This is a genomic window from Bartonella raoultii, assembly GCF_019659805.1.
GTDB lineage: Bacteria > Pseudomonadota > Alphaproteobacteria > Rhizobiales > Rhizobiaceae > Bartonella > Bartonella raoultii.
The window spans coordinates 101,212-127,793 of the sequence record NZ_JAIFRO010000004.1; the positions used below are offsets into that span (position 1 = coordinate 101,212).

The window sequence follows — 26,582 nt, forward strand, 5'->3', positions numbered from 1 at the left end:
GGTAAAGAACAACCCCTCCCCGTATAATGATCATGTAATTACTTCTTACAATAAGGGATACTCTCAAATACAAGAGTTTTTTGTTTCAAATCTATACGCCTCGAAAAGTGAAGAAAAAACGAAAAGTTATAAGAAAGAATCATTGCAAAGAAAACAAATAACATGGTTATTGAGCCCTTTCTTTAAAGCAGGAAATAACTACACGTTTGTTTTGTATAATATGCTTGGTTGTATTGTACAAATTAGCATGATGCATCACATAAAGGCATATATCCAAAAAGTTTTTGAAGAAAAAATAATCCATAATTGTAAGAAAAAAAGTTCTAAACTGAAAAGAATCTTTTTATGTATTTGTAATTACATAATGCATCAAAACTTAAAAAGTGTATGCAAAATTGGCGTAAACAGTAATAATTTTTTTATCCTTAGGTGTATTGGCAATGACAATTTCTAATTTCGTAATGCTTACTGCCATATGTGCACCAACTCTACAGAGTACAATACTTTCACCTGTTGTCTTGCCTGAAACATTAGGGTGTACCTCTAGAGGCAACATTTATAATAACCACCAATTATCACTTAAAATATCTAAGTTTAAAAAAACCGTCACAACAATTGAACAATTTAAGCAAAATGGACACAATTTTGACGTAAAGTGGGGGCAAATCAATGTCGGAAATCTGAAATGGTTTGATGTTTTGCTTTCTGATTTTTTTGTTTCTTATAAAAACTTCAAAGTTGCACAAGCTATTCTCCCTCACAGTCTTGAGCCAACAATGTCACAAAATCAATTTAAACAAGTAGCGTTGCAAATTGCTCTAAACTACTATGATACAGCAAGTTTTAAGAGCAGCTTTACGAACACTTCTCTGAAAGAGGTTGCTTTAAATACTGCAGTGCAAGTTCCTGCTTTTGTAGATGAAGAATGGCCAAAATCTTCACAAATAAATACAAAAGGAACAGAACAGACAATTAAAACAGAGCCTCTTTTTCCCTTAACAGAAGAGTTAGTGGATGCATTTGCGAACACAACAAGTGGTGTTCATGATGCTTTTACGACTGAAGATTCCTCTCCATTTGAAAAGTTGCAAGAATGATGGCTGCTGCATTTATAAATTAAAAGAATAATTTTGATAGGATACAGTGATGATAAGGTAGATAAGGAAATATTAAAGCTCTAATTAGTAAGATTGTATGAATCTATTCTAATTGAGAGCAAAAATAATGAAAATGATAGAACAAAACAGCGTTGATATAGCGTTTAATCAAAAAGCAGCACGTGAAATTACAATCGTGATGCGTTCAAAAAGGGAGTGGTACTTTACGTTTGTTGCTGATGATCCAATAACCGGCAAGGCGGAGAAGTATGCGCTTCTTACACAAAGAGGAAAACTAAGGACTTGGGCAGATCCGAAATATCTCTTTAAATTTCTACATGAAAGAGGTGTTGTTGATGGCCATTTTAGTCTTAACCAGGATGACAAACATGAGAAAGTCAAACATTCTACAAAAAGCACATCGTAAAATCACAACAATTGCTGCAACAACAACTGTATTTTTGATAACACATCCTGCATATGCAGTACAGCAAACAGGGTTAGGTGGAATAACAAAAGTTTTAACAGAATTTCAAAAAGGCTTGGTTGCAATTATTCCTATTTTTGCTGCTGTTCTGCTTTTGTGTTTAGCAATTGGCTATGCTGGGCGGTATATCCAAAAAGATACATTCGTACGGTGGGCTATTGGTGTTGCCGTCGCTGGTTCAGCAACTGCAATTGCCGATATGTTGTTTAAACAAGCTTAAAGCAGAAATAGAATATTCCTATAAAAATATATCATTACTATAACTTTGATAAATAATTATAGTGTTTTCTCTGCAATAAAATAAAGAGTTATATGCAATAATTTTAATCTCAATGCGATAAATAACATGAAAAAATTTAGTACTCTTCAATCAAAAATGAATAATAAAATTGCTGCGATTTCTGCAGCTACAACTGTATTTTTTATGGCGCATCCTGCATATGCACAAGTATCAAGCCCAGGTTTGACTGGGATGAAAAAAGTTTTAGAAGCTTTTCAAAAACAACTGGGAACAATTATTCCTATTTTTGCTGCTGTTCTTCTTTTATGTTTAGCAATTGGTTATGCAGGAAGATATATCCAAAAAGATACATTTGTACGGTGGGCTATTGGTGTTGCTGTCGCTGGTTCAGCAACACAAATTGCCAATATGTTATTTGAGCAAGCATAAGTAGGATAAAAACGAATTAATACATAAATTACAAAACGTTTCTTTTTATAAAGAACAATTCAGTTTCGTTATCTTTATTATTAATCAGGATGTTTGCTTTTCTGAAAAATAAGTAGATATTTTCAATAATTTTAACCTCAATGAGAATAAATAATATGAAACAATTCCGTGCTCTCCAATCACAAATGAACCATAAAATCATTAGAATTACTGCAACAGCATTATTTATAGTATATCCTGCATATGCGAACGCAGCGAACAGCGATGGTTTGAAAGGGATAGGAACAGTTTTAAAAACATTTCAAGACCAATTAAAAACAATCATTCCTGTTTTTGCTGCAGTTCTTCTTTTATGCTTAGCAATTGGTTATGCGGGACGCTACATAGAAAAAGATACTTTTGTACGGTGGGCCATTGGTGTTGCTGTCGCTGGTTCAGCAACACAAATTGCCACACTGCTATTTACACAGACCTAATAATGAAAATTAATTAGAAGTAATAAAGCATTCTTTTCTGCAAAGAAAATTCTCAATTCTATTATTTGTATAATTGATGAGGCAAGAGTCATTTTATTATATAATGAGAGGTTATTTGCAATAACTTTAACCTTAATGAGGATTAAAAATATGAAACAATTCCGTACCCTCCAATCACAAACAAACGATAAAATCATTACAATTGCTGCAGCAGTAACAGTGTCGTTTGTCACACATCCTGCATATGCTGCTGTTGAAAAATTAGGTGGAATAAAAAACGTTTTAGGGGAACTTCAAAAACAGTTGAAAACAATCATTCCTGTTTTTGCTGCAGTTCTTCTTTTATGCTTAGCAATTGGTTATGCGGGACGCTACATAGAAAAAGATACTTTTGTACGATGGGCTATTGGTGTTGCCGTCGCTGGTTCAGCAACACAAATTGCCACATTATTGTTTGAGCAAGCATAAAAATAAAAAGCTATTTATTACAATTTCACACCTCCGTAAGGATAAATAATATGAAGCGATTTAGTATTCTCAAATCAAAAATAAGTCATAAAATTAGAACAATTACTACAAGTACGCTTGTATTTTTTATAATGCATCCTGCATATGCACAAGCGCAAACAGGCTTAGGTGGAATAACAAATGTTTTAAAAGAATTTCGAACAGAATTGTCTGCAATTATTCCTATTTTTGCCGCTGTTCTCCTTTTATGCTTAGCAATCGGTTATGCAGGACGTTATATTGAAAAAGATACATTTGTACGATGGGCTATTGGTGTTGCCGTCGCTGGTTCAGCAACACAAATTGCTAATATGTTGTTTACACAGCCATAGGCTTAAAATCATTAAATACAAAACATTGCTTTTTAAAAGAAACCCTTAGTTTGATCATTTTCATAAGCAATCAAAACATTTTCTCTGCTTTAAAGTAAAAAACTATATAAGATAATTTTAATCTCAAAAAAGTGAATAACATGAAAGAAAATATATTACGATCAAAATCAAACAATAAAATCTCCACAATTTTTGCGGCTGCAGCCGTGTATTACATGGCACATCCTGCATATGCAAAAGCAGCTACGGGTTTAAACGGGATAAAAACAGTTTTGGAAAGTTTCCAGACTGATTTAAAAACGATCATTCCTATTTTTGCTGCCGTCCTTCTTCTATGTTTAGCAATTGCTTATGCAGGACGTTATATTGAAAAAGATACATTTGTACGATGGGCTATTGGTGTTGCCGTCGCTGGTTCAGCAACACAAATTGCTAGTATGTTGTTTACACAGCCATAGGCTTAAAATCATTAAATACAAAACATTGCTTTTTAAAAGAAACCCTTAGTTTGATCATTTTCATAAGCAATCAAAACATTTTCTCTGCTTTAAAGTAAAAAACTATATAAGATAATTTTAATCTCAAAAAAGTGAATAACATGAAAGAAAATATATTACGATCAAAATCAAACAATAAAATCTCCACAATTTTTGCGGCTGCAGCCGTGTATTACATGGCACATCCTGCATATGCAAAAGCAGCTACGGGTTTAAACGGGATAAAAACAGTTTTGGAAAGTTTCCAGACTGATTTAAAAACGATCATTCCTATTTTTGCTGCCGTCCTTCTTCTATGTTTAGCAATTGCTTATGCAGGACGTTATATTGAAAAAGATACATTTGTACGATGGGCTATTGGTGTTGCCGTCGCTGGTTCAGCAGCTCAAATTGCTAATATGTTGTTTAAACAGTAAAATAAAGAGCTATATACAATACTTTAATATCAATGCGGATAAATTATATGAAACAATTTGGTACTTTACAATCAAAAATGAACCATAAAATTACCACTATTTCTGCAATTACAACTGTGTTTCTTATAACACATCCTACATATGCGCAAGCAAGCACAGCTTTGGCGGGAATAAAGAAAGTTTTAGAAGCATTTCGAAACGATTTAAAAATAATCATACCTATCTTTGCTGGTGTCCTTCTTTTGTGTTTAGCAATTGCTTATGCAGGTCGTTATATTGAAAAAGATACATTTGTACGATGGGCAATCGGTGTTGCCGTTGCTGGTTCAGCAACACAAATTGCTAATATGTTGTTTACACAGTAAAATAATAAAATAAAGAGCTATATACAATAACTTTAATATCAATGCGGATAAATTATATGAAACAACTGAGTGTTTTTCAATCAAAAATGAACAATAAGATTACCACTATTGTTGCAATTACAACTGTATTTCTTATGGAGCGTCCTGCATATGCACAAGTATCAGGCGTAGGCGGAAATTTGGGTGGAATAAAGAAAGTTTTGGGGCTCTTTCAAAAGGATTTACAAGCAATCATTCCTATCTTTGCTGGTGTCCTTCTTTTGTGTTTAGCAATTGCTTATGCAGGACGTTATATTGAAAAAGATACATTTGTACGATGGGCAATTGGTGTTGCCGTCGCTGGTTCAGCAACACAAATTGCTAATATGTTGTTTACACAGTAAAATAAATGATAAAGTCTTTTTATCCATAAAATATATTGTTTTAATAATATTTATAAAGATAGTTGATATATTATAAATAAACCATTATACATAACAAATTAAAATTCAATACGGATAAATCATATGAATAAATTAAATACTTTACAATCAAAAATGAATCATAAAATTGTCGCGATTTCTGCTGCTACAACTATGTTCTTTGTGTCTAATTCTGCATATGCACAAAATTTAACCAACATGAAGACAATGTTAGAAGGTTTTAGGGATCAATTAAAAACAATTATTCCTATTTTTGCCGCCGTTCTTCTTTTGTGTTTAGCAATTGGTTATGCAGGACGCTATATCGAAAAAGATACATTTGTACGATGGGCAATTGGTGTTGCCGTCGCTGGTTCAGCAACACAAATTGCTACTATGCTGTTTGGTACTAACTAATGGCTAATTGTAAAATTAATTTTTTGAGAAAGTGAGGATGATAATTGCTACAGCTATACCAATAGTGATCTGTGCTTATACAACAAAAAGAGAATATTATTTAAATAATTAAAATCGTAATTCAATTATAATGAGGGTAAATATATGAAACGATTAAATACTATTCAGAAAATAATTAATAGTAAAAAAAATAAACTAAATACTATTTTTTTAATTCTAATTATGCTTTTAGCAACTCAACCTGTATATGCTCAAGCAACAAATAAAAATATAGATCTGATCACGGGACTACAATACGGATTAAGTATTATTGTTCCCATGATTGCTGCTATAATTCTTTTATTTCTCTTAATTCTTTGTGTATTTAGATTCATCGCAAGAGCAACATTTGTACGATGGGCGTTTAGTACTATCATCGCTGGTGTAGCATTCTATGTTAGCAATATCTTATTCATATTATTCAATATAAGCTAACCGGAGCAATCCATGAAACCACAAAAACATGAACCATTTCCTTTATTCAAAGGAGCAACCCGTGTTCCAACGGTTGCAGGTGTACCCATGATTCCACTTATTATTATGGTTATGGGCGTCGCTATTGTTTCCATGACAATAAGTATCTTTTTGTGGATTATTGCGCCGCCATTATGGTTTATTATGGTGCAAATTACTAAAAATGATGATAAAGCATTTCGGATTTGGGGATTGTGGATTGATACCAAGTTACGAAATCGCAATAAAAACTTTTGGGGGGCTTCAAGTTACAGCCCCTCTAACTACTGCAAAAGCAAAAGGAGATAAGCATGACAGCTGTTGAAAGCAGCAAACGACTCGTATCAGAAACACCCGTAAGTCTTTTTGTACCCTATTCGCACCACATTACAGATACGATTATCTCTACCAAAAATGCAGAATATTTATCGGTCTGGAAAATTGATGGACGGTCGCATCAAAGTGCTTCGGAAGAGGATATTTTTCAGTGGACGAAAGAGCTCAATAATACTTTGCGTGGTATTGCATCGGCTAATGTCTCACTATGGACACATATTGTACGCCGTCGCGTTTATGAATATCCTGATTCAAACTTTGATAAAATGTTTTGTTATACACTTGATGAGAAATATCGGCAAAGTTTTACCGGTTATAATCTCATGGTTAATGACCTGTATCTTACCGTTATCTATCAACCGATTGCTGATAAAATTATGTCATTTTTTTCTCAGCATGAGCGTGAAACGCTTGATCAAAAAAAGATGCGGCAAGAAACATGCATTAAAGCCCTTAATGACATTAATCGCACATTAGGACAATCGTTAAAGCGTTATGGAGCAGAACTTCTTGGTGCTTATGAGAAAAATGGTCATGCTTATTCTTCTGCTCTTGAATTTTTAGCAATGCTTTTAAATGGTGAATATATGCCCATGCCGATCTGCCAAGATCGCTTCGCAGACTATATGTCTATCAATCGGCCTTTCTTTTCAACATGGGGTGCCATTGGTGAATTGCGTACAACCACTGGAATACGCCGATTTGGCATGATAGAAATGAAGGAATATGATGCAACAACCAAGCCAGGGCAACTGAATGTTCTTCTGGAAAGTGATTTTGAATTCATATTGACACAAAGCTTTTCTATACTCTCACGACATGCTGCTAAGGATTATTTGCAGCGACATCAACGAAATCTTATTGACGCGCGTGATGTAGCAACCAGTCAGATTGAACAAATTGATGAGGCGCTTAATCAACTCGTAAGTGGAACTTTTGTTATGGGGGAACATCATTGCACTTTAACGATCTATGGTGAAACAATTCAACAGGTTCGCGATTATATGGCAAAAGCGAATGCAGCGCTCCTAGATGCTGCAATATTGCCCAAACCTGTGGATTTAGCTCTAGAAGCTGGTTACTGGGCACAACTTCCTGGAAATTGGAAATGGCGACCACGTCCTGCACCAATTACATCACTGAATTTTTTATCATTTTCTTCCTTTCATAACTTTATGTCAGGTAAGCCAACTGGAAATCCATGGGGACCAGCGGTTACAATTCTCAAAACAATCAGCAAGACACCTCTTTATTTTAATTTTCATGCCTCTAGACTTGAAGAAGATGCAACAGATAAACGATTACTTGGAAATACTGCAATTATCGGGCAGTCAGGTTCCGGTAAAACTGTATTGCTCGGATTTTTGCTAGCACAAGCGCAAAAATTTAAACCGACAACAGTTGTTTTTGATAAAGACCGCGGTATGGAAATCGCCATTCGGGCAATGGGAGGTAAGTATCTCGCATTCAAACCAGGAAAACTTAGCGGCTTTAACCCATTTCAACTTCCACCTACACAAGAAAATCTCATCTTTCTGAAACAATTTGTGAAAAAATTGGCAGAAACGGGTGGAGAAGTCACTCATCATGATGAAGAGGAAATTGATCAAGCAGTTACGTCGATTATGAGTAGTAACATTGATCGATCACTGCGTCGTTTATCTTTTCTTGTGCAATTCTTACCAAATCCACATACGAGTGGCCATAATGCTCATCCCTCTGTTCATGCAAGGTTGATAAAATGGTGTGAAGGGGGACATTACGGATGGTTATTTGATAACCCTACTGATGCACTTGATCTTTCAACCCATCAAATTTATGGCTTTGATATTACTGAATTTTTAGATAATCCAGAGACACGTACTCCGGTGATGATGTATTTGCTTTATCGCACAGAAGGAATGATTACTGGACAACGATTTATGTATATTTTTGATGAGTTCTGGAAGCCCTTACAGGACCCATATTTTGAAGATTTAGCCAAAAATAAACAAAAAACTATTCGTAAACAAAATGGTATTTTTGTTTTTGCAACACAAGAGCCTAGTGATGCCCTAGACAGCAATATTGCCAAAACGCTTATTCAACAATGTGCAACCTATATTTTTCTAGCTAATCCCAAAGCAAATTATGAAGACTATACAAATGGTTTTAAACTAACAGATTCTGAATTTGAATTGGTCAAAGGAATTGGTGAATTTAGCCGCCAATTTCTCATCAAGCAAGGTGATCAATCGGCGCTTGCAGAACTCAGCCTCGACAAATTTCATGTAACAATTGATGGAAACACTTTTGACTGTGATTTCAATGATGAACTTTTAGTGCTATCGGGCACTCCAGACAACGCAGAGTTGGTCGAAAGCATTATCGCTGAGGTAGGCGATGATCCATCAATATGGCTACCAATTTTTTTACAACATGTCAAAAATGACAGGAGGGTGACATGAAAAAACAAATTATCTCGATAGCGATGGCGATCATTTTAGGATCTCCAAGCTCAGCAATGGCTTTTAATTGGTTCTTAGGAGCAGGTGCGGCAGATTTAAGTCGCGTCTTTCCATCTTTTCCTGCCAAACCCTCCTCACCGCCAAAAGCGCCAGCATCAAAACCAACACAAAAGCTTCCTCCACCAAAGAAACATCCGCTTGAATATTATGTATTACTATTATTGAGTCAACAACTGGATATACAAAAAGAACAGCTGGAAGAAGCTAAAAAAACATCTAATTCTATAACGGGAAATAAAAAAATTGACATGACCCAAACAGATTATGGTAGTTTTTTTCTTAAAACTCCAGAAACGATTTATAAACGCAATAAGCATAAAAACTATGAAAATGATCGTTCAGACATATCTTTATCTGTCGCAAAAATTCTGAATGAAGAAGAACTTTCCAACTCTGCGGGTTTTGTGCGTAGATCTATCGCTCAACGCTTTCAATATGGAGCAGCCATTGATAAAGCTATCAGTTTGCAAACTTTTGAAGAAACAGAAAAGCGTTTTCAACACATTTCAGATTTATTAAAAAAGATTGAAAAAACAGAAGATTTAAAAAGTATTGCTGAATTACAAACATATGTAAACAGCATGTTAGCTATGATTCAAAATGAAAATGCAAAGTTTAAAATGGTTGCACATCTGCGTAACGCTGAGTACACACTTATTAATCATCAAAGACATAAACACAATATAAAAATTTTTAGCAGTACAAATAAAGGTATGCCTCGCATAAAATCCATACGATGAGATTCTAAATAATATTGACTATGTCATTCCTCCTTGTCTACCCACCAAAATAAAAATCAACGCGTCTTAATGCAAAGTTTTTATAAGAATGTGATAAAGGCACACAAAACATGCCCCAACTAAAAATTTCAGCACATCAGCAAAATGTTTGGAAGACAACGCATAAATGCAAATAACGCATAGGACATGTAGAAATGCCTAAAAATGATGAAAAAAATACGTGAAAGAGGAATATCATGGCTTTCCAATTGTTTACAGAGCTTTTCAATATCATTGAAACGGCAACACAAACATATATCACCGATATTTCAAAAACAGTGATTACTGTAGCAACACCCTTCATCTCTACCGGGCTTACAATCGCTTTTATCGTCTATGCTATACTCGTCATGCGCGGTACAATAGAAATGCCTGTCTCTGAATTCTTAAGCCGATGTCTAAGAATGAGTATTGTCATTTCCATCGCAATAACCTCTGGCCTTTATCAACAGGAAATCACAGACATTATAATCAAGACCCCTTCTGAGTTATTCCAAGCACTTATAAAAGACCCTGCCGATAACACAAAATTAAGTGATTTGCTTGATCAAGCCGCCAAAAACGGTTTCAGCTATGCTAACCAAAATTTCGAAGAAGCTGTCTATTTTAATTCCGACGGTTTTCTCTTTGCTCTCTTTGGTATCCTCATGTTGCTCGCAACATGCAGCTTCCTAGCAATTGGCAGTGCATTCATTCTGTTAGCAAAAGTTATAATCTCACTTCTCGCCGGACTTGGACCATTCTTCATTCTTGCACTACTCTGGCAAGCAACACGTCGCTTCTTTGACCAATGGATCGTACAAATCTTGAGCTATACAATTCTTATCGTATTCCTCTCCACTTTATTTAATCTCATGATGCGTATCTTCTTACTTTATACGCAAAGTATGCAAATTGATTACTCCTACAATATGGGTTACACGCTTGGCGGGGCAATTATCTTGTCTATTATTTTCACAATACTGCTGTTCAAACTCTCAGGCATGGCCCATTCTTTAGCAAAAGGCATAACGCTTGGGCATCTGTGGAGAGGTTCTTATAAAAACTAGAGGATCCAAACAATAATATTTCTTCATAAAAACAAGAAACCAATAAGCAAAGCTCTCCAATAAAAAATATCTAGGCGCCAAGTGAATATTTTCATCACAAAAAGTAAAATTAAGAAAATAAAAACTATCGCAAACTATACAATTTAATTTATAATCAAAATTGAAATAGTGACAAAAAAGTGCTAGGCTGTATTTTACAGTCATAAAAGATGGATTTTAAAAATGAAACCAATCATTTCTATCGTTTTGATTGCCGGTCTTTTATAGATTTGTGCATTGGCTCCAAAGCCAAAACAACCAAACAATTGGAATCGCGTACCCATTAACAAAACAGTCCCTATCGAAATTCAACAGGAACAACATGTGAAAAAACTGTTTATAATAGCAGTAATCAGTGTATTTCTTGGAATACCAACATCTGCAATTTCAAAAACAGGCTCTAGTACATCACATACATCACTGAAAACGCAATCAACTAAGAAACCAAATCTTAAATCGTTATCAAATATAAGTTCTCTTAATAAAATAAAGAAGCCCAAATTTTTAATAGATCAAAATACTGGGCTTATAAAACAACAATATACAACAAATAAAAAGCAGCTTAAACCTATAAAAAAAATACATCAATTTATAAATAAGTCTAAATTAAAACAGCAAAAAAAAAATATTAAAAGAAAAAAAAGTGCTCATGCTCAAAACAACAAGATTAAAAAGACTTTTCCAGATGATTATTTAATGAATCAAATAATGAACTATAAAATGACGAGCTACAAGAAGGATCAAAAACAAATTTCTCAAGAGCTCCAAAATACAATCGCTTTTGGAGAAGATATAAGCAGAAAATCTTTTGCTATGGCGCATAATCGTTTTGAAGCACTCAAAAAATTGGTAGAAAAAATCAAAGACACAAATGATTTAAAAAGTCTTGCTGAAGTACAAGCAAGCATAGATTTTCTATTCACTGCAATCCAAAATGAAACAATAAAATTCCAAGCAACTACACATTCCTATAAAAGTCAAAAAGCACTTATCAATCAGCGTAAACAGCAATTATATGCAACAGTATTCAGCCATACCAATACGCATATGCCCAGTCTACAATCTATTACAAAGAAATTTTAAGTAATACGATTGTCATTCCTCTTTGCGTGTGTGCTAACAAATTAATCCCTCCACCCTACTTGTGAAACACTGCAGACAAAAAGCAAAACATGCCCCAACTAAAAATTTCAGCACATCAGCAAAATGTTTGGAAGACAACGCATAAATGCAAATAACGCATAGGACATGTAGAAATGCCTAAAAATGATGAAAAAAATACGTGAAAGAGGAATATCATGGCTTTCCAATTGTTTACAGAGCTTTTCAATATCATTGAAACGGCAACACAAACATATATCACCGATATTTCAAAAACAGTGATTACTGTAGCAACACCCTTCATCTCTACCGGGCTTACAATCGCTTTTATCGTCTATGCTATACTCGTCATGCGCGGTACAATAGAAATGCCTGTCTCTGAATTCTTAAGCCGATGTCTAAGAATGAGTATTGTCATTTCCATCGCAATAACCTCTGGCCTTTATCAACAGGAAATCACAGACATTATAATCAAGACCCCTTCTGAGTTATTCCAAGCACTTATAAAAGACCCTGCCGATAACACAAAATTAAGTGATTTGCTTGATCAAGCCGCCAAAAACGGTTTCAGCTATGCTAACCAAAATTTCGAAGAAGCTGTCTATTTTAATTCCGACGGTTTTCTCTTTGCTCTCTTTGGTATCCTCATGTTGCTCGCAACATGCAGCTTCCTAGCAATTGGCAGTGCATTCATTCTGTTAGCAAAAGTTATAATCTCACTTCTCGCCGGACTTGGACCATTCTTCATTCTTGCACTACTCTGGCAAGCAACACGTCGCTTCTTTGACCAATGGATCGTACAAATCTTGAGCTATACAATTCTTATCGTATTCCTCTCCACTTTATTTAATCTCATGATGCGTATCTTCTTACTTTATACGCAAAGTATGCAAATTGATTACTCCTACAATATGGGTTACACGCTTGGCGGGGCAATTATCTTGTCTATTATTTTCACAATACTGCTGTTCAAACTCTCAGGCATGGCCCATTCTTTAGCAAAAGGCATAACGCTTGGGCATCTGTGGAGAGGTTCTTATAAAAACTAGAGGATCCAAACAATAATATTTCTTCATAAAAACAAGAAACCAATAAGCAAAGCTCTCCAATAAAAAATATCTAGGCGCCAAGTGAATATTTTCATCACAAAAAGTAAAATTAAGAAAATAAAAACTATCGCAAACTATACAATTTAATTTATAATCAAAATTGAAATAGTGACAAAAAAGTGCTAGGCTGTATTTTACAGTCATAAAAGATGGATTTTAAAAATGAAACCAATCATTTCTATCGTTTTGATTGCCGGTCTTTTATCGGCTTGTGCATTGGCTCCAAAGCCAAAACAACCAAACAATTGGAATCGCGTACCCATTAACAAAACAGTCCCTATCGAAATTCAACGAGAAGCAGTATGAGAAAAAAACAAGCTAAACCAGTCAAAGCAGAAAAACTCAATAGTTATTATGAAGAAAGCAGAGGTTTAGAATGGAAACGCATTGGCAGTGGAAATGTCAATCTTTCTGTAAAGTGGACAAACAAAATATTAAAGCTGCTTATGATAATAAGCGCCGTTGCGCTTTTAGAAATGCCAAAACTCGCAATTTCACAATCATCACAAACTTCACAAAAACAGATAGCAGAAAATATCAGCAAATATATTCAAGGGCTTGGAATTTTAAAGGATAGTCAAAATTCGGCAATAAAAGCACAGCTAGAAATATTAACACAACAATTTCAAGAAACGCAACAACGGCTTGAGAAACTAAACGCTATACATACATCCATAACGGGAAATCGTATAAAAGAGGCTGAAGCAAAAAATACAGTTGATCTATCAGAAGGATATATACGAGAAATTTTCGCACCACCCGCAAATATAGAAAATTATGTCTTGCTTGATAATCCATATAATGTTCCTTCTCGTAGAACAAGACCTATAACAACAGCTTTGAGCAGACATCAAATAACTGATCCAATAGAATTAGGTACTAGTTACAAAAATGACCGAGGAGAAGTCGTGCAAAAGCTCCAAAATACAATCGCTTTTGGAGAACACATAAATAGAGATGTTTTTAGTATGGCGCATAATCGTTTTGAAGCACTCAAAAAATTGGTAGAAAAAATCAAAGACACAAATGATTTGAAAAGTCTTGCTGAAGTACAAGCAAGCATAGATTTTCTATTCACTGCAATCCAAAATGAAACAATAAAATTCCAAGCAACTACACATTCCTATAAAAGTCAAAAAGCACTTATCAATCAGCGTAAACAGCAATTATATGCAACAGTATTCAGCCATACCAATACGCATATGCCCAGTCTACAATCTATTACAAAGAAATTTTAAGTAATACGATTGTCATTCCTCTTTGCGTGTGTGCTAACAAATTAATCCCTCCACCCTACTTGTGAAACACTGCAGACAAAAAGCAAAACATGCCCCAACTAAAAATTTCAGCACATCAGCAAAATGTTTGGAAGACAACGCATAAATGCAAATAACGCATAGGACATGTAGAAATGCCTAAAAATGATGAAAAAAATACGTGAAAGAGGAATATCATGGCTTTCCAATTGTTTACAGAGCTTTTCAATATCATTGAAACGGCAACACAAACATATATCACCGATATTTCAAAAACAGTGATTACTGTAGCAACACCCTTCATCTCTACCGGGCTTACAATCGCTTTTATCGTCTATGCTATACTCGTCATGCGCGGTACAATAGAAATGCCTGTCTCTGAATTCTTAAGCCGATGTCTAAGAATGAGTATTGTCATTTCCATCGCAATAACCTCTGGCCTTTATCAACAGGAAATCACAGACATTATAATCAAGACCCCTTCTGAGTTATTCCAAGCACTTATAAAAGACCCTGCCGATAACACAAAATTAAGTGATTTGCTTGATCAAGCCGCCAAAAACGGTTTCAGCTATGCTAACCAAAATTTCGAAGAAGCTGTCTATTTTAATTCCGACGGTTTTCTCTTTGCTCTCTTTGGTATCCTCATGTTGCTCGCAACATGCAGCTTCCTAGCAATTGGCAGTGCATTCATTCTGTTAGCAAAAGTTATAATCTCACTTCTCGCCGGACTTGGACCATTCTTCATTCTTGCACTACTCTGGCAAGCAACACGTCGCTTCTTTGACCAATGGATCGTACAAATCTTGAGCTATACAATTCTTATCGTATTCCTCTCCACTTTATTTAATCTCATGATGCGTATCTTCTTACTTTATACGCAAAGTATGCAAATTGATTACTCCTACAATATGGGTTACACGCTTGGCGGGGCAATTATCTTGTCTATTATTTTCACAATACTGCTGTTCAAACTCTCAGGCATGGCCCATTCTTTAGCAAAAGGCATAACGCTTGGGCATCTGTGGAGAGGTTCTTATAAAAACTAGAGGATCCAAACAATAATATTTCTTCATAAAAACAAGAAACCAATAAGCAAAGCTCTCCAATAAAAAATATCTAGGCGCCAAGTGAATATTTTCATCACAAAAAGTAAAATTAAGAAAATAAAAACTATCGCAAACTATACAATTTAATTTATAATCAAAATTGAAATAGTGACAAAAAAGTGCTAGGCTGTATTTTACAGTCATAAAAGATGGATTTTAAAAATGAAACCAATCATTTCTATCGTTTTGATTGCCGGTCTTTTATCAGCTTGTGCATTGGCTCCAAAGCCAAAACAACCAAACAATTAGAATCGCGTACCCATTAACAAAACAGTCCCTATTGAAATTCAACGAGAAGCAGTATGAGAAAAAAACAAGCTAAACCAGTCAAAGCAGAAAAACTCAATAGTTATTATGAAGAAAGCAGAGGTTTAGAATGGAAACGCGTTGGCAGTGGAAGTGTCAATCTTTCTGTAAAGTGGACAAACAAAATATTAAAGCTGCTTATGATAATAAGCGCCGTTGCGCTTTTAGAAATGCCAAAACTCGCAATTTCACAACCAGCAAATCCTACGCAACGCAAGGGGGGCCAAGCAGCTTCTCCGCAACGTAAGGGGAAACCAGCAACTCCTCCGCAACACCAGGGGGATATGGCGAATGTAAAAAGTGTTAAAGCCATGCAAGAACAAGCGCCCATTTTACAATCAAAAAACGGTATGGCAGAACTTTTTATGAGTCTTGGCCAGCTTGAAATTTCAATGCACGAACACGTGGAAAAGCTATCAGAACAAAGTGAGCTACTAACAAAACAATTTCAAACAATACAACAACAGTTTAAGAGAACAGAAAAAATATATGAATCTATAACAGGAAATCGTATAACGGAAGCTAATAAAAAAGCAATCAATACATTAGAAGAATATATACAAGCAATTTTAGGGCCAGATGCAGATATAACAAAATATATATCGGATAATGATATATTGCTAACGGCTGTTCCCACACAAGATGAAGCCAATAAAGTCAATAACATCTTGAAGAGCTATGAACTAAAGAATGCGCGACAATTAATTAGTAATTACAAGTATGACCGAAAATACATTTCTCAAAAGGTCCAAAATACAATCGCTTTTGGAGAAAATATAAGCAGAAAATCTTTTGTTATGGCGCATAATCGTTTTGAAGCACTCAAAAAATTGGTAGAAAGAATCGAAGACACAAACGATTTGAAAAGTATTGCTGAAATACAAGCAAGCATAAGATTTTTATCGAGTGCAATACAAAATGAAATAATAAAGTTCCAAATACTTACAGATTCTTATAACAATCAAGAAGAGCTGCTCAATCAGCGTAAACAGCAATTATATGCAACAGTGTTCCGCCATACCAATACGCATATGCCTAGTCTACGATCTATTACAAAGAAATTTTAAGTAATACGATTGTCATTCCTCTTTGCGTGTGTGCTAACAAATTAATCCCTCCACCCTACTTGTGAAACACTGCAGACAAAAAGCAAAACATGCCCCAACTAAAAATTTCAGCACATCAGCAAAATGTTTGGAAGACAACGCATAAATGCAAATAACGCATAGGACATGTAGAAATGCCTAAAAATGATGAAAAAAATACGTGAAAGAGGAATATCATGGCTTTCCAATTGTTTACAGAGCTTTTCAATATCATTGAAACGGCAACACAAACATATATCACCGATATTTCAAAAACAGTGATTACTGTAGCAACACCCTTCATCTCTACCGGGCTTACAATCGCTTTTATCGTCTATGCTATACTCGTCATGCGCGGTACAATAGAAATGCCTGTCTCTGAATTCTTAAGCCGATGTCTAAGAATGAGTATTGTCATTTCCATCGCAATAACCTCTGGCCTTTATCAACAGGAAATCACAGACATTATAATCAAGACCCCTTCTGAGTTATTCCAAGCACTTATAAAAGACCCTGCCGATAACACAAAATTAAGTGATTTGCTTGATCAAGCCGCCAAAAACGGTTTCAGCTATGCTAACCAAAATTTCGAAGAAGCTGTCTATTTTAATTCCGACGGTTTTCTCTTTGCTCTCTTTGGTATCCTCATGTTGCTCGCAACATGCAGCTTCCTAGCAATTGGCAGTGCATTCATTCTGTTAGCAAAAGTTATAATCTCACTTCTCGCCGGACTTGGACCATTCTTCATTCTTGCACTACTCTGGCAAGCAACACGTCGCTTCTTTGACCAATGGATCGTACAAATCTTGAGCTATACAATTCTTATCGTATTCCTCTCCACTTTATTTAATCTCATGATGCGTATCTTCTTACTTTATACGCAAAGTATGCAAATTGATTACTCCTACAATATGGGTTACACGCTTGGCGGGGCAATTATCTTGTCTATTATTTTCACAATACTGCTGTTCAAACTCTCAGGCATGGCCCATTCTTTAGCAAAAGGCATAACGCTTGGGCATCTGTGGAGAGGTTCTTATAAAAACTAGAGGATCCAAACAATAATATTTCTTCATAAAAACAAGAAACCAATAAGCAAAGCTCTCCAATAAAAAATATCTAGGCGCCAAGTGAATATTTTCATCACAAAAAGTAAAATTAAGAAAATAAAAACTATCGCAAACTATACAATTTAATTTATAATCAAAATTGAAATAGTGACAAAAAAGTGCTAGGCTGTATTTTACAGTCATAAAAGATGGATTTTAAAAATGAAACCAATCATTTCTATCGTTTTGATTGCCGGTCTTTTATCGGCTTGTGCATTGGCTCCAAAGCCAAAACAACCAAACAATTGGAATCGCGTACCCATTAACAAAACAGTCCCTATCGAAATTCAACGAGGAGCAGTATGAGAAAAAAACAAGCTAAACCAGTCAAAGCAGAAAAACTCAATAGTTATTATGAAGAAAGCAGAGGTTTGGAACGGGAGCTCATAAGCGAATTTATAAAATCACGCAGAACAGCTTGGCGTGTAGCAGGTGTTGTTGGCATTTTTGGATTATTCGGTATGATGTGCGGAGTGATTGGTTTTTCCCAACCCGCTCCTACTCCTTTGGTTTTACGCGTTGACAACACGACGGGGGCGGTTGATGTCATCTCTACCATACGCGAACATGAAACCAGTTACGGAGAAGTTGTAGATAGGTACTGGCTTAATCAATACGTATTAAACCGCGAAGCTTATGACTATGATACTATTCAGTTAAACTATAAAACGGCAGCACTTTTAAGTGCACCAACAGTGCAACAAGAGTTTCACAAAATTTATGAAGGTGACAATGCGCCTGACAAAATCCTTTCTAATAAAGCGCGCATTATAGTAACAGTACGATCAATCCAGCCTGATAGGCAGGGTCAAGCAACCATACGTTTTACAACACAACAATATGACAGCAACGGTGTAGTTGGACCAAAACAACATAAAATTGCAACAATTAGTTATACCTATGTTGGTGCACCAATGACATCATCTGATCGATTGCTTAATCCCCTTGGTTTCCAAATAACGAGTTACCGCACTGACCCAGAAGTACTTTTGAATAATTAAGGAATTGATTTTTATGAAAAAACTTGTGTTTGTGGCCTTACTCACCTCGTTTTCCTCCCTCTATACGATACCTGTTCAGGCGCTTAAAACCCCATCCAGTTCACAATATGATCATCGTATTCGCTATGTTTCATATAACAGTGATGATGTCGTTCAAATTGAAACCGTTCTTGGTGTAGCAACACATATCATTCTTGAAGAAGGCGAGCGTTATATCACCCATGCTTTTGGTGATTCTGAAGCCTATGCCTTTGCGCATAAAGGGCAGCATATATTTATTAAACCCAAAGCAGAACTTGCTAACACGAATCTTATCGTTGTCACTGACAAACGCAGCTATAAATTTCGATTACAGTTTCGCAATGACCGAGCTGGAGCAACTTATGAGTTAGCATTCCATTATCCTGATTCAACATCTAAAGATGTAGATGATAATAGCCAACATCTTGCTATTGAACGTGGTTTTCATCAAGGCGCAAAAGGTTATAATCTTCGTTACACTATGAGTGGTCACCAAGATATTGCCCCAATAAATGCTTGGGACAATGGACGTATTACCTATTTCAAGTTTTCCGCCAATATGGATATGCCCTCGATTTACGTAGTAGATGCTGAAGGCAATGAAAGCTTAATACCGCGTACCATTGTAGGCAGTTCCAATGATATTATCGCTGTTCATAAGGTTAACCCTAAATGGCTCATACGCCTTGGTAAACGTGCTCTAGCGGTTTTCAATGAAGCTTATGACCCTAATGGTATACCAAACACAACTGGGACAGTGTCCTCGATGGTTCATCGTATTAATAAAGGAGGAAAATAATGTTTGGTAAGAAGAAAGGAGATGAAATTAACAAAAGTACAGCATTGGACGATACCCAGCAAAGACATATTGAAGGTGCGTATGGTAGCTCTGAGCTCGGTTTAGAACGCCGTCCAACCATTCCTGGTGCACGTACATTGTTAATAGTAGGAATCATTGCCATAGTAGCAATACCAATCATGCTGTCTTGGAAAGCTCTAAAAATGCGTAACGCTGTAAATGTTGAAGAAGAAAAACCTCAACAAACGGTGCAACAAATTATTCCAAGCTATACCCCTCGGATCATAGAAGAACGAAAAACTATAGAAGAATTGGAACATCCAACACATCTGGATGAAACAACACAATCGATTTCACCGGCTTGGGCCCAACTTATTCAAACAACAATGCCCCCCCATTTGGTTAAAGATGCTGAGGATTTAGCACGCAAACGTATGCTCAGTTCAAGTCTTAACGGCGGTGGAAGTAGCGAAAGCACAGCAAGTGATACAAAAAATGATAGCGCGAACACCAATAGAGGTAATAGCGAATTATTCGATAATCTCCAACCTGTACGGTTAGGTCAATCATATGCAGGGCAACTCCATAACCGTGATCTCCTCATTACGCAAGGAACACAGATAGATTGCACACTGGAAACCAAAATCATCACATCACAACCTGGAATGACCACATGTTATTTAACACGTGATATTTATTCTACAAGTGGTCGTGTTGTGTTGCTTGATCGTGGTTCTAAAGTGGTTGGTTTTTACCAAAGCGGCATACAACAAGGACAAATGCGTGTATTTGTACAATGGTTGCGTATTGAAACACCTTCTGGTGTTATCGTTAATCTTGACTCACCTGGTACAGGCCCTCTTGGCGAAGCTGGTATCGGTGGTTGGGTTGATACACATTTTTGGGAGCGGTTTAGTGGTGCAATCATGGTGAGTATCATCGGTGATTTTGGAGAATGGGTGAGAAACAAAATTGGTTACGGAAATAAAGATAAAGATAAAGAAAGACTACAAAATGCACATAACGCCGAATCACTCGTAACCGATGTTATTCAAAATTCAATCAACATTATGCCAACACTTTATAAAAACCAAGGCGAGAGAGTAAATATTTTTGTTGCTCGCGATCTGGATTTCAGCAATGTCTACAGTCTCGTTACACGATAACCGAATACAGAAAGATCAAGCAGTTGCACAACTTTTGCAACCACTTGACCATTTCTTAGAAGATCCCCAAATTACCGAATTATCAATTTGTCGCCCCGGTGAAGTATGGACCAAAAGCTTTCAGGGGTGGCAGGTACACAATGTACCAGAACTAACAACCTCTTTTTTACAAACGCTTATTACAGCTATTATCGTTTATAACGGTATGGCTCCGCAAAGCATTAATTATGTTTTATTGCCTGGTGGACAGCGTGGTACAATTATACAAACACCTGCTGTCATCGAGGGCTCCCTATCCTTTATGATTCGTAAACATACTCTCACGGTTAAGACGTTAGAAGAACTCGATAAGGAAGGAGTATTTGATAACTGTGCCGATGTAAGCTTTAATAAGCCTTCAGAAAGAGAAGCAAAAAGCTTTTTACTGAAGCAAGATTTCACACGGTTAGAACCATTTGAAGTTCAACTCTTGCAATACAAACGTGATAGGAAAATTCTTGAGTTTTTAGAACAATGTATTCTTTACAAACGCAACATCATCATCGCTGGTAAAACAGGATCAGGTAAAACAACATTTGCCCGCTCCTTAATTGAAAAAGTTCCCGTAGAGGAGCGCATTATCACAATTGAAGATGTACATGAACTGTTTCTCCCGAATCATCCAAACCATGTACATATGATTTATGGCAATGGTGCAGGCCGTGTTCCTGCTGATGAGTGTTTAGATGCATGTATGCGCCAATCACCTGATCGTATTTTTCTTGCAGAATTGCGAGGCAATGAAGCATGGGAATATCTTAATTCCTTAAACACTGGACATCCGGGATCAATTACAACAACACATGCCAACAATGCTTTGCAGACATTCGAACGGTGTGCTACACTGATTAAAAGATCAGAAGTGGGTCGCCAACTTGACATAGAAATGATAAAGCTTGTGCTTTACACTACAGTGGATGTCATATTGTTTGTGAAGAATAGACAACTCTCTGAAGTCTTTTACGATCCTATTTTTTCCAAATCGAAAATAATTTAAATAAAGCTCTTTTCTTAGCAAAATTATAGCCGCAACAAATTGTTGCGGCTATTGATAAAATCTTTGAGAATCAGCCTTTTCTTTTACTTAACTTCTCTGATCAGTTTTTCGCACATTTAACAAACAGAGAAGATAAAAATTGATAATCATATCCTCACAAGAAGAATCAATCACTTAAAAGATTTTTAGTGTTTAGATTTATTTTTTTAAAATATGTGATTTACCGTATCAAAATTTCCGAAAAAGAAATAAAGTTGTCAATCATAGAGGAATAAAATATCTGATAAGATATGAACATTTACCTATTGCAAATAGTATCTATTCTTAAAACAATAGCTTATCGTTCAAAAATGCATTGTTTCCATTACATCGCACTTACATTATATGCTTTTCGATTAAACAATTATCCTATCATTTCTCAGAAAGCTCAAGATATCATTCAATTTCATTTCATAGAGATAAAAATTCAATACGATAATAGAAAATAGAACAGATATAATAGATTAGGAATTCTCTTTCTTAATTCTTCAAAGAATGCATTATAACACTTTTACTTTTTTATCAAAAAATGCATTTTCATAGATAAATGAGGAGTGCAAAATGAAAGCTTCTAAAATTACATCAGCATAAAATATCATTTTTATCATGATAGAGTCATCGAGAGCGCAACAAAACGTTACAAAAGCATTTGCATATTCACAATATACCCTCTCAAAGAAATCTATTTTCTTTTTAAAAGAACGATAATAACTTACCTTATGATAGTAATATGGAAAATCAATAAACTTTTATAGACTAAACACCATACAAGATATTAAAATACCAAAAGGTCACGCATGCCAATGCATATTTTAGAAGCTTTTTTTTAGCCTTTTAATCGATAAATTTTTAAAGACGCCGTTCAACCATAAGTTTTTTAATTTCAGCAATTGCTTTTGCTGGATTTAAACCTTTTGGACAAGTTTGTGCGCAATTCATAATGGTATGGCAGCGATAAAGGCGGAAAGGATCTTCTAAATTATCAAGACGTTCGCCACACATTTCATCGCGAGAATCTGCAATCCAACGATAAGCTTGGAGTAAAATCGCTGGCCCCAAATAACGATCACCATTCCACCAATAACTTGGACATGATGTCTGGCAACATGCACATAAAATACACTCATAAAGACCATCAATTTTTTGGCGATCCGAATAACTTTGTAACCATTCCTTTGCCGGCTCTGGTGAAACAGTTTGCAACCAAGGCTCAATGACCCGATGTTGCGCATAAAAACGTTTCAAATCAGGAACCAAATCTTTAACAACTGGCATAGAAGGCAAAGGATAGACCTTAATAGGATGCTTTACTTCATCCATCCCTTTTGTACAGGCGAGAGTATTTGTACCATCAATATTCATCGCACATGATCCACAGATTCCCTCACGACATGATCGGCGCAGTGTCAAGGTTGGATCGATATGATTTTTAATAAACAAAAGCCCATCAAGAATCATAGGACCACAAGCAGAGCGATCCACATAATAGGTATCTAAATGGGGATTTTCTTCATCATCAGGCGACCAACGATAAACATGAAACTCTGTCAGCTGCGTAGCACCTTCAGGCTTAGGCCAAATTTTCCCTGCTTTGACTTGAGAATTTTTGGGAAGCTTAATTTGTACCATAATTTATTCTCCCCTTAGTAAACACGTTTTTTAGGTGCAATACGTTTTAAATCGATTCCACCCTCTTCTTCAGGTGTTAAAGGATCAACGTGAACAGGCCGATAAGACAAAGTCACTTTTCCCTCTTTTGATAAACGTGAAACCGTATGATGCCGCCAATTTTTATCATCGCGGTCTGGATAATCTTCACGCGCATGGGCCCCTCGGCTTTCGAGACGCGCTTCTGCAGAATAAACAGTGCTAATAGCATTAATCATCAAATTCTCAAGTTCCAGTGTTTCAACCAAATCAGAATTCCATATAAGAGAACGATCTGTAACTTTGAGATCAGACAATTCCCCCCAAATTTTAGTCATCCGCTGACATCCTTGTTGTAAAGAATCTTCTGTACGGAAAACAGCAGCATCTTCCTGCATAGTACGTTGCATTTTTTCCCGCAATACAGCTGTCGGTATTGCTCCTTGAGCAAAGCGCAAGCGATCAAAGCGGGCCATAATTTTATCAACCGCCTCTTCATTTATAGGTGGAATATCTGCATTTCTATCAACCACTTCTCCCGCACGAATTGCGGCAGCACGCCCAAATACGACCAGATCAATCAATGAATTAGAGCCCAAGCGATTGGCACCATGAACGGAAGCACAACCTGCTTCCCCCACAGCCATCAAACCTGGTTGCACACGATCAGGTGCATCAGCTGTTGGATTGAGAACCTCTCCATAATAATTGGTTGGAATCCCCCCCATATTATAATGAACCGTTGGAAGGATAGGGATAGGTTCTTTTGTTACGTCAACCCCAGCAAAGATTCGTGCTGATTCAGAAATTCCTGGCAAACGTTCGTGCAAAATAGCAGGATCAATATGGTTTAGAACCAGATGAATATGATCCTTTTTGGGTCCCACACCACGCCCTTCACGAATTTCAAGTGTAATACAACGCGATACCAAATCACGTGACGCCAAATCTTTAAAAGAAGGCGCATAACGCTCCATAAAACGCTCACCTTCTGAGTTGATTAAATAGCCACCTTCACCACGGGCTCCCTCTGTAATTAAGCAACCAGAACCATAAATGCCTGTAGGATGAAATTGCACAAACTCCATATCTTGCAAAGGTAATCCAGCACGCGCAATCATTCCTCCTCCATCACCTGTACAAGTATGAGCTGATGTTGCAGAGAAATAAGCACGTCCATATCCTCCCGTAGCGAGCACAACCATCTTAGCAGAAAAACGATGTATAACTCCATCATCAAGATTCCACGCCACAACACCTGTACAGACACCATCAGTCATGATCAAATCAAGTGCAAAATATTCAATAAAAAACTGCGCATTATGCTTTAAGCTCTGTCCATAAAGGGTATGTAAGATAGCATGCCCAGTGCGATCTGCAGCAGCACAAGTTCGTTGCACTGGTGGACCTTCACCAAATTCTGTTGTATGGCCTCCAAAAGGACGTTGATAAATTTTTCCTTCTTGTGTACGGGAAAAAGGTACCCCGTAATGTTCTAATTCATAGACAGCAGCAGGTGCATTACGCACCAAATATTCCATTGCATCGGTATCGCCTAACCAATCAGATCCTTTCACGGTATCATACAAATGCCACTGCCAATTATCAGGTCCCATATTGGAGAGCGAAGCAGCAATACCACCTTGCGCAGCAACAGTGTGTGATCTTGTAGGAAAGACCTTTGTAATACAAGCTGTTTTTAAGCCTTGCTCAGCCATACCAAGTGTTGCGCGTAAACCCGCCCCCCCTGCACCGACGACGACGACATCAAATTTATGATCTACATAATGATAAGGGGCATTACCTGCTCTAGCGCCCAGAGATGATCCTGTGCTCACCATATGTTCAACCCCCTAACGCAATTTTTAAAAGAGAAAAAATAATTACACCGCCCAAAATAAAACAAAACAAAATATTTAATACTAAAAAAAATATTCGAAGACTTTCACGCGGTACATAATCTTCAATAACAACCTGCATTCCAAGTTTCATATGATAAAGAACGGAAAGAGTCATCAACCCCATTAAAACGGCGACAATAGGATGTGAAAGCCGCGTACGTATAAAAGTATAATCTTTTCCGACAAGCGAAAGAATAAGAACGATAAAAAAGATCAAAAGAGGCAGATTTATAAAGCCTGTCACACGCTGTAACCAAAAATGCTCTGTTCCCTCATGTGCACTTCCACGTCCTCGTACCTTTCCAAGTTCGGTTCGAAAATCTTTTTTCATATTCCTTTCCACCCCCATCTAAACAATGGTATATCCAATAATCCAAATTGCAAAAGTCACAATAAGAGAAATAAACACTGTTGTCCATGCCGTTGCCGTTGCTTTTTCCTTCATCAAAAGAGAAGGTTTCATATCCCACACAATATGCCGAATTCCCCCAACCATATGATGAACTCCAGCAAGGGTATAGAGAAATAAAATACAAAGGCCAAGCCAAGAACTATAAATGGCATGAACTATTTTAAAAGACTCCTCCCCACAAGCAATTGCAGTTAACCAAATGGCAAGAAAAATCATTCCAAAGTAAAGTGCCACCCCCGTGATACGATGAGCAATAGACATAGCCATCGTAATGGTCCAACGATAAATACTTACGTGGGGAGAACGGGGGCGTTCTTTTATCCTATTTGTTTCTATCATAAAATATCCTGACCTGATTTCACTGCAACCGCATTATACGTAAAAAAGCCCGCATAAAACGACCAAGTGCATTATCATTTATACCTATTTAGCATCTTAAGATGCAAATCTTACAGGTCGGTTATCTCAAATAACGGATTAAAGGTCGCGCATAAAAAAAACCGATCATTTTACAGACAAAATCCATAAAACGCGCCTTAATTTAATACAATTTTTTCTTCACGTCAAAGGCCTAACATTATTTCTTATAACATAAACATGTATTTTCTCAGCAATCTT

The 26,582-nt window shown here is 36.3% G+C and carries 33 protein-coding genes and 3 pseudogenes; 32 read left to right on the forward strand and 4 right to left on the reverse strand.

What is annotated here, in order from left to right; all coding sequences use genetic code 11:
* Positions 1-440 precede the first annotated feature (440 nt).
* The 32 genes and pseudogenes from K3248_RS04730 to virB11 all read left to right on the forward strand — a co-directional run bounded on the left by K3248_RS04730 (position 441) and on the right by virB11 (position 21,965).
* Positions 441-1,097 carry a lysozyme family protein gene (locus tag K3248_RS04730; RefSeq protein ID WP_220717251.1) on the forward strand — a complete coding sequence of 219 codons (657 nt, stop codon included), beginning with the start codon at positions 441-443 and terminating at the stop codon, positions 1,095-1,097.
* Positions 1,098-1,224: 127 nt separating this feature from the next.
* A complete protein-coding gene (korA, locus tag K3248_RS04735) occupies positions 1,225-1,524 on the forward strand; it encodes a KorA family transcriptional regulator (RefSeq protein ID WP_220717252.1) in 300 nt (99 codons plus the stop codon).
* A complete protein-coding gene (trwL, locus tag K3248_RS04740; RefSeq protein WP_220717253.1) occupies positions 1,487-1,804 on the forward strand; it encodes a VirB2 family type IV secretion system major pilin TrwL in 318 nt (105 codons plus the stop codon). Before korA ends, trwL (K3248_RS04740) begins: the two co-directional genes overlap by 38 nt.
* Before the next feature lie 126 nt (positions 1,805-1,930).
* Positions 1,931-2,254, forward strand: a complete 324-nt coding sequence (trwL, locus tag K3248_RS04745) for a VirB2 family type IV secretion system major pilin TrwL (RefSeq protein WP_220717254.1) — start codon at positions 1,931-1,933, stop codon at positions 2,252-2,254.
* Between the two features lie 155 nt (positions 2,255-2,409).
* Positions 2,410-2,730, forward strand: coding sequence for a VirB2 family type IV secretion system major pilin TrwL (gene trwL, locus K3248_RS04750; RefSeq protein WP_220717255.1), 321 nt, complete (start codon positions 2,410-2,412; stop codon positions 2,728-2,730).
* 150 nt (positions 2,731-2,880) lie between these two features.
* Complete coding sequence (trwL, locus tag K3248_RS04755; RefSeq protein WP_220717256.1) at positions 2,881-3,198, forward strand: VirB2 family type IV secretion system major pilin TrwL; 318 nt, start codon at positions 2,881-2,883, stop codon at positions 3,196-3,198.
* 50 nt (positions 3,199-3,248) lie between these two features.
* A complete protein-coding gene (trwL, locus tag K3248_RS04760) occupies positions 3,249-3,569 on the forward strand; it encodes a VirB2 family type IV secretion system major pilin TrwL (protein WP_220717257.1) in 321 nt (106 codons plus the stop codon).
* Between the two features lie 140 nt (positions 3,570-3,709).
* The gene (gene trwL, locus K3248_RS04765; protein ID WP_220717258.1) at positions 3,710-4,027 is read left to right on the forward strand and encodes a VirB2 family type IV secretion system major pilin TrwL; all 318 of its coding nucleotides are present in this window, start codon (positions 3,710-3,712) and stop codon (positions 4,025-4,027) included.
* A 140-nt stretch (positions 4,028-4,167) separates the two neighbouring features.
* The gene (gene trwL / locus K3248_RS04770; protein WP_220717259.1) at positions 4,168-4,482 is read left to right on the forward strand and encodes a VirB2 family type IV secretion system major pilin TrwL; all 315 of its coding nucleotides are present in this window, start codon (positions 4,168-4,170) and stop codon (positions 4,480-4,482) included.
* Positions 4,483-4,529: 47 nt separating this feature from the next.
* Entirely contained in the window at positions 4,530-4,847 is a 318-nt protein-coding gene (trwL, locus tag K3248_RS04775) for a VirB2 family type IV secretion system major pilin TrwL (protein ID WP_220717260.1), read from the forward strand.
* A gap of 56 nt (positions 4,848-4,903) precedes the next feature.
* Positions 4,904-5,230, forward strand: coding sequence for a VirB2 family type IV secretion system major pilin TrwL (gene trwL, locus K3248_RS04780; protein WP_220717261.1), 327 nt, complete (start codon positions 4,904-4,906; stop codon positions 5,228-5,230).
* 123 nt (positions 5,231-5,353) lie between these two features.
* On the forward strand, positions 5,354-5,665 hold the full coding sequence (trwL, locus tag K3248_RS04785; protein ID WP_220717262.1) for a VirB2 family type IV secretion system major pilin TrwL: 312 nt from the start codon (positions 5,354-5,356) through the stop codon (positions 5,663-5,665).
* A 144-nt stretch (positions 5,666-5,809) separates the two neighbouring features.
* Entirely contained in the window at positions 5,810-6,139 is a 330-nt protein-coding gene (locus K3248_RS04790; protein ID WP_220717263.1) for a TrbC/VirB2 family protein, read from the forward strand.
* A gap of 12 nt (positions 6,140-6,151) precedes the next feature.
* Entirely contained in the window at positions 6,152-6,466 is a 315-nt protein-coding gene (locus tag K3248_RS04795) for a VirB3 family type IV secretion system protein (RefSeq protein WP_220717264.1), read from the forward strand.
* A gap of 2 nt (positions 6,467-6,468) precedes the next feature.
* Positions 6,469-8,940 (forward strand): VirB4 family type IV secretion/conjugal transfer ATPase, encoded by a 2,472-nt coding sequence (locus tag K3248_RS04800; RefSeq protein ID WP_220717265.1) that lies wholly within the window; start codon positions 6,469-6,471, stop codon positions 8,938-8,940.
* Complete coding sequence (locus K3248_RS04805) at positions 8,937-9,740, forward strand: TrbJ/VirB5 family protein (RefSeq protein WP_220717266.1); 804 nt, start codon at positions 8,937-8,939, stop codon at positions 9,738-9,740. Before K3248_RS04800 ends, K3248_RS04805 begins: the two co-directional genes overlap by 4 nt.
* Positions 9,741-9,976: 236 nt before the next feature.
* Positions 9,977-10,828, forward strand: a complete 852-nt coding sequence (locus K3248_RS04810) for a TrbL/VirB6 family protein (protein ID WP_220717267.1) — start codon at positions 9,977-9,979, stop codon at positions 10,826-10,828.
* Positions 10,829-11,104: 276 nt separating this feature from the next.
* Positions 11,105-11,950, forward strand: coding sequence for a type IV secretion system protein (locus K3248_RS08740; protein ID WP_308765658.1), 846 nt, complete (start codon positions 11,105-11,107; stop codon positions 11,948-11,950).
* A 215-nt stretch (positions 11,951-12,165) separates the two neighbouring features.
* Positions 12,166-13,017, forward strand: coding sequence for a TrbL/VirB6 family protein (locus K3248_RS04820; RefSeq protein WP_220717267.1), 852 nt, complete (start codon positions 12,166-12,168; stop codon positions 13,015-13,017).
* 222 nt (positions 13,018-13,239) lie between these two features.
* On the forward strand, positions 13,240-13,383 hold the full coding sequence (locus K3248_RS04825; RefSeq protein WP_220717268.1) for a TrwH protein: 144 nt from the start codon (positions 13,240-13,242) through the stop codon (positions 13,381-13,383).
* A pseudogene (locus K3248_RS08745) lies at positions 13,380-13,454 on the forward strand (TrwG protein); the annotation flags it as partial. The gene K3248_RS04825 and the pseudogene K3248_RS08745, both read left to right, overlap by 4 nt.
* A gap of 99 nt (positions 13,455-13,553) precedes the next feature.
* A complete protein-coding gene (locus tag K3248_RS04830) occupies positions 13,554-14,315 on the forward strand; it encodes a type IV secretion system protein (RefSeq protein ID WP_246588289.1) in 762 nt (253 codons plus the stop codon).
* Between the two features lie 215 nt (positions 14,316-14,530).
* Positions 14,531-15,382 (forward strand): TrbL/VirB6 family protein, encoded by an 852-nt coding sequence (locus K3248_RS04835; protein ID WP_220717267.1) that lies wholly within the window; start codon positions 14,531-14,533, stop codon positions 15,380-15,382.
* Between the two features lie 222 nt (positions 15,383-15,604).
* A pseudogene (locus K3248_RS08750) lies at positions 15,605-15,688 on the forward strand (TrwH protein); the annotation flags it as partial.
* A 56-nt stretch (positions 15,689-15,744) separates the two neighbouring features.
* Positions 15,745-15,819 (forward strand): annotated as a pseudogene (locus K3248_RS08755) (TrwG protein); the annotation flags it as partial.
* A 321-nt stretch (positions 15,820-16,140) separates the two neighbouring features.
* Positions 16,141-16,815, forward strand: coding sequence for a type IV secretion system protein (locus tag K3248_RS08760; protein ID WP_246588290.1), 675 nt, complete (start codon positions 16,141-16,143; stop codon positions 16,813-16,815).
* Between the two features lie 215 nt (positions 16,816-17,030).
* The gene (locus tag K3248_RS04845; RefSeq protein ID WP_220717267.1) at positions 17,031-17,882 is read left to right on the forward strand and encodes a TrbL/VirB6 family protein; all 852 of its coding nucleotides are present in this window, start codon (positions 17,031-17,033) and stop codon (positions 17,880-17,882) included.
* A gap of 222 nt (positions 17,883-18,104) precedes the next feature.
* Positions 18,105-18,248 carry a TrwH protein gene (locus K3248_RS04850; RefSeq protein WP_220717271.1) on the forward strand — a complete coding sequence of 48 codons (144 nt, stop codon included), beginning with the start codon at positions 18,105-18,107 and terminating at the stop codon, positions 18,246-18,248.
* Positions 18,245-18,943 (forward strand): VirB8 family type IV secretion system protein, encoded by a 699-nt coding sequence (locus K3248_RS04855; RefSeq protein WP_220717272.1) that lies wholly within the window; start codon positions 18,245-18,247, stop codon positions 18,941-18,943. Before K3248_RS04850 ends, K3248_RS04855 begins: the two co-directional genes overlap by 4 nt.
* 13 nt (positions 18,944-18,956) lie before the next feature.
* Positions 18,957-19,763: a P-type conjugative transfer protein VirB9 gene (virB9, locus tag K3248_RS04860; RefSeq protein ID WP_220717273.1), complete on the forward strand. Its 807-nt coding sequence runs from the start codon at positions 18,957-18,959 to the stop codon at positions 19,761-19,763.
* Complete coding sequence (virB10, locus tag K3248_RS04865; RefSeq protein WP_220717274.1) at positions 19,763-20,929, forward strand: type IV secretion system protein VirB10; 1,167 nt, start codon at positions 19,763-19,765, stop codon at positions 20,927-20,929. Before virB9 ends, virB10 begins: the two co-directional genes overlap by 1 nt.
* Positions 20,904-21,965 (forward strand): P-type DNA transfer ATPase VirB11, encoded by a 1,062-nt coding sequence (gene virB11 / locus K3248_RS04870; protein WP_220717275.1) that lies wholly within the window; start codon positions 20,904-20,906, stop codon positions 21,963-21,965. The genes virB10 and virB11 overlap by 26 nt, the downstream gene beginning before the upstream one ends.
* An 888-nt stretch (positions 21,966-22,853) precedes the next feature.
* On the opposite strand, the gene K3248_RS04875 is transcribed toward virB11, so the two are convergent.
* Genes K3248_RS04875 through sdhC form a run of 4 tightly spaced genes read right to left on the reverse strand, consistent with a single transcriptional unit; the run spans position 22,854 to position 26,303 of the window.
* A complete protein-coding gene (locus tag K3248_RS04875; protein WP_220717276.1) occupies positions 22,854-23,633 on the reverse strand; it encodes a succinate dehydrogenase iron-sulfur subunit in 780 nt (259 codons plus the stop codon).
* Positions 23,634-23,647: 14 nt separating this feature from the next.
* On the reverse strand, positions 23,648-25,492 hold the full coding sequence (gene sdhA / locus K3248_RS04880; protein ID WP_220717277.1) for a succinate dehydrogenase flavoprotein subunit: 1,845 nt from the start codon (positions 25,490-25,492) through the stop codon (positions 23,648-23,650).
* 4 nt (positions 25,493-25,496) lie between these two features.
* Entirely contained in the window at positions 25,497-25,883 is a 387-nt protein-coding gene (gene sdhD / locus K3248_RS04885; protein ID WP_220717278.1) for a succinate dehydrogenase, hydrophobic membrane anchor protein, read from the reverse strand.
* Between the two features lie 18 nt (positions 25,884-25,901).
* Positions 25,902-26,303: a succinate dehydrogenase, cytochrome b556 subunit gene (sdhC, locus tag K3248_RS04890; RefSeq protein ID WP_220717279.1), complete on the reverse strand. Its 402-nt coding sequence runs from the start codon at positions 26,301-26,303 to the stop codon at positions 25,902-25,904.
* Positions 26,304-26,582 lie beyond the last annotated feature (279 nt).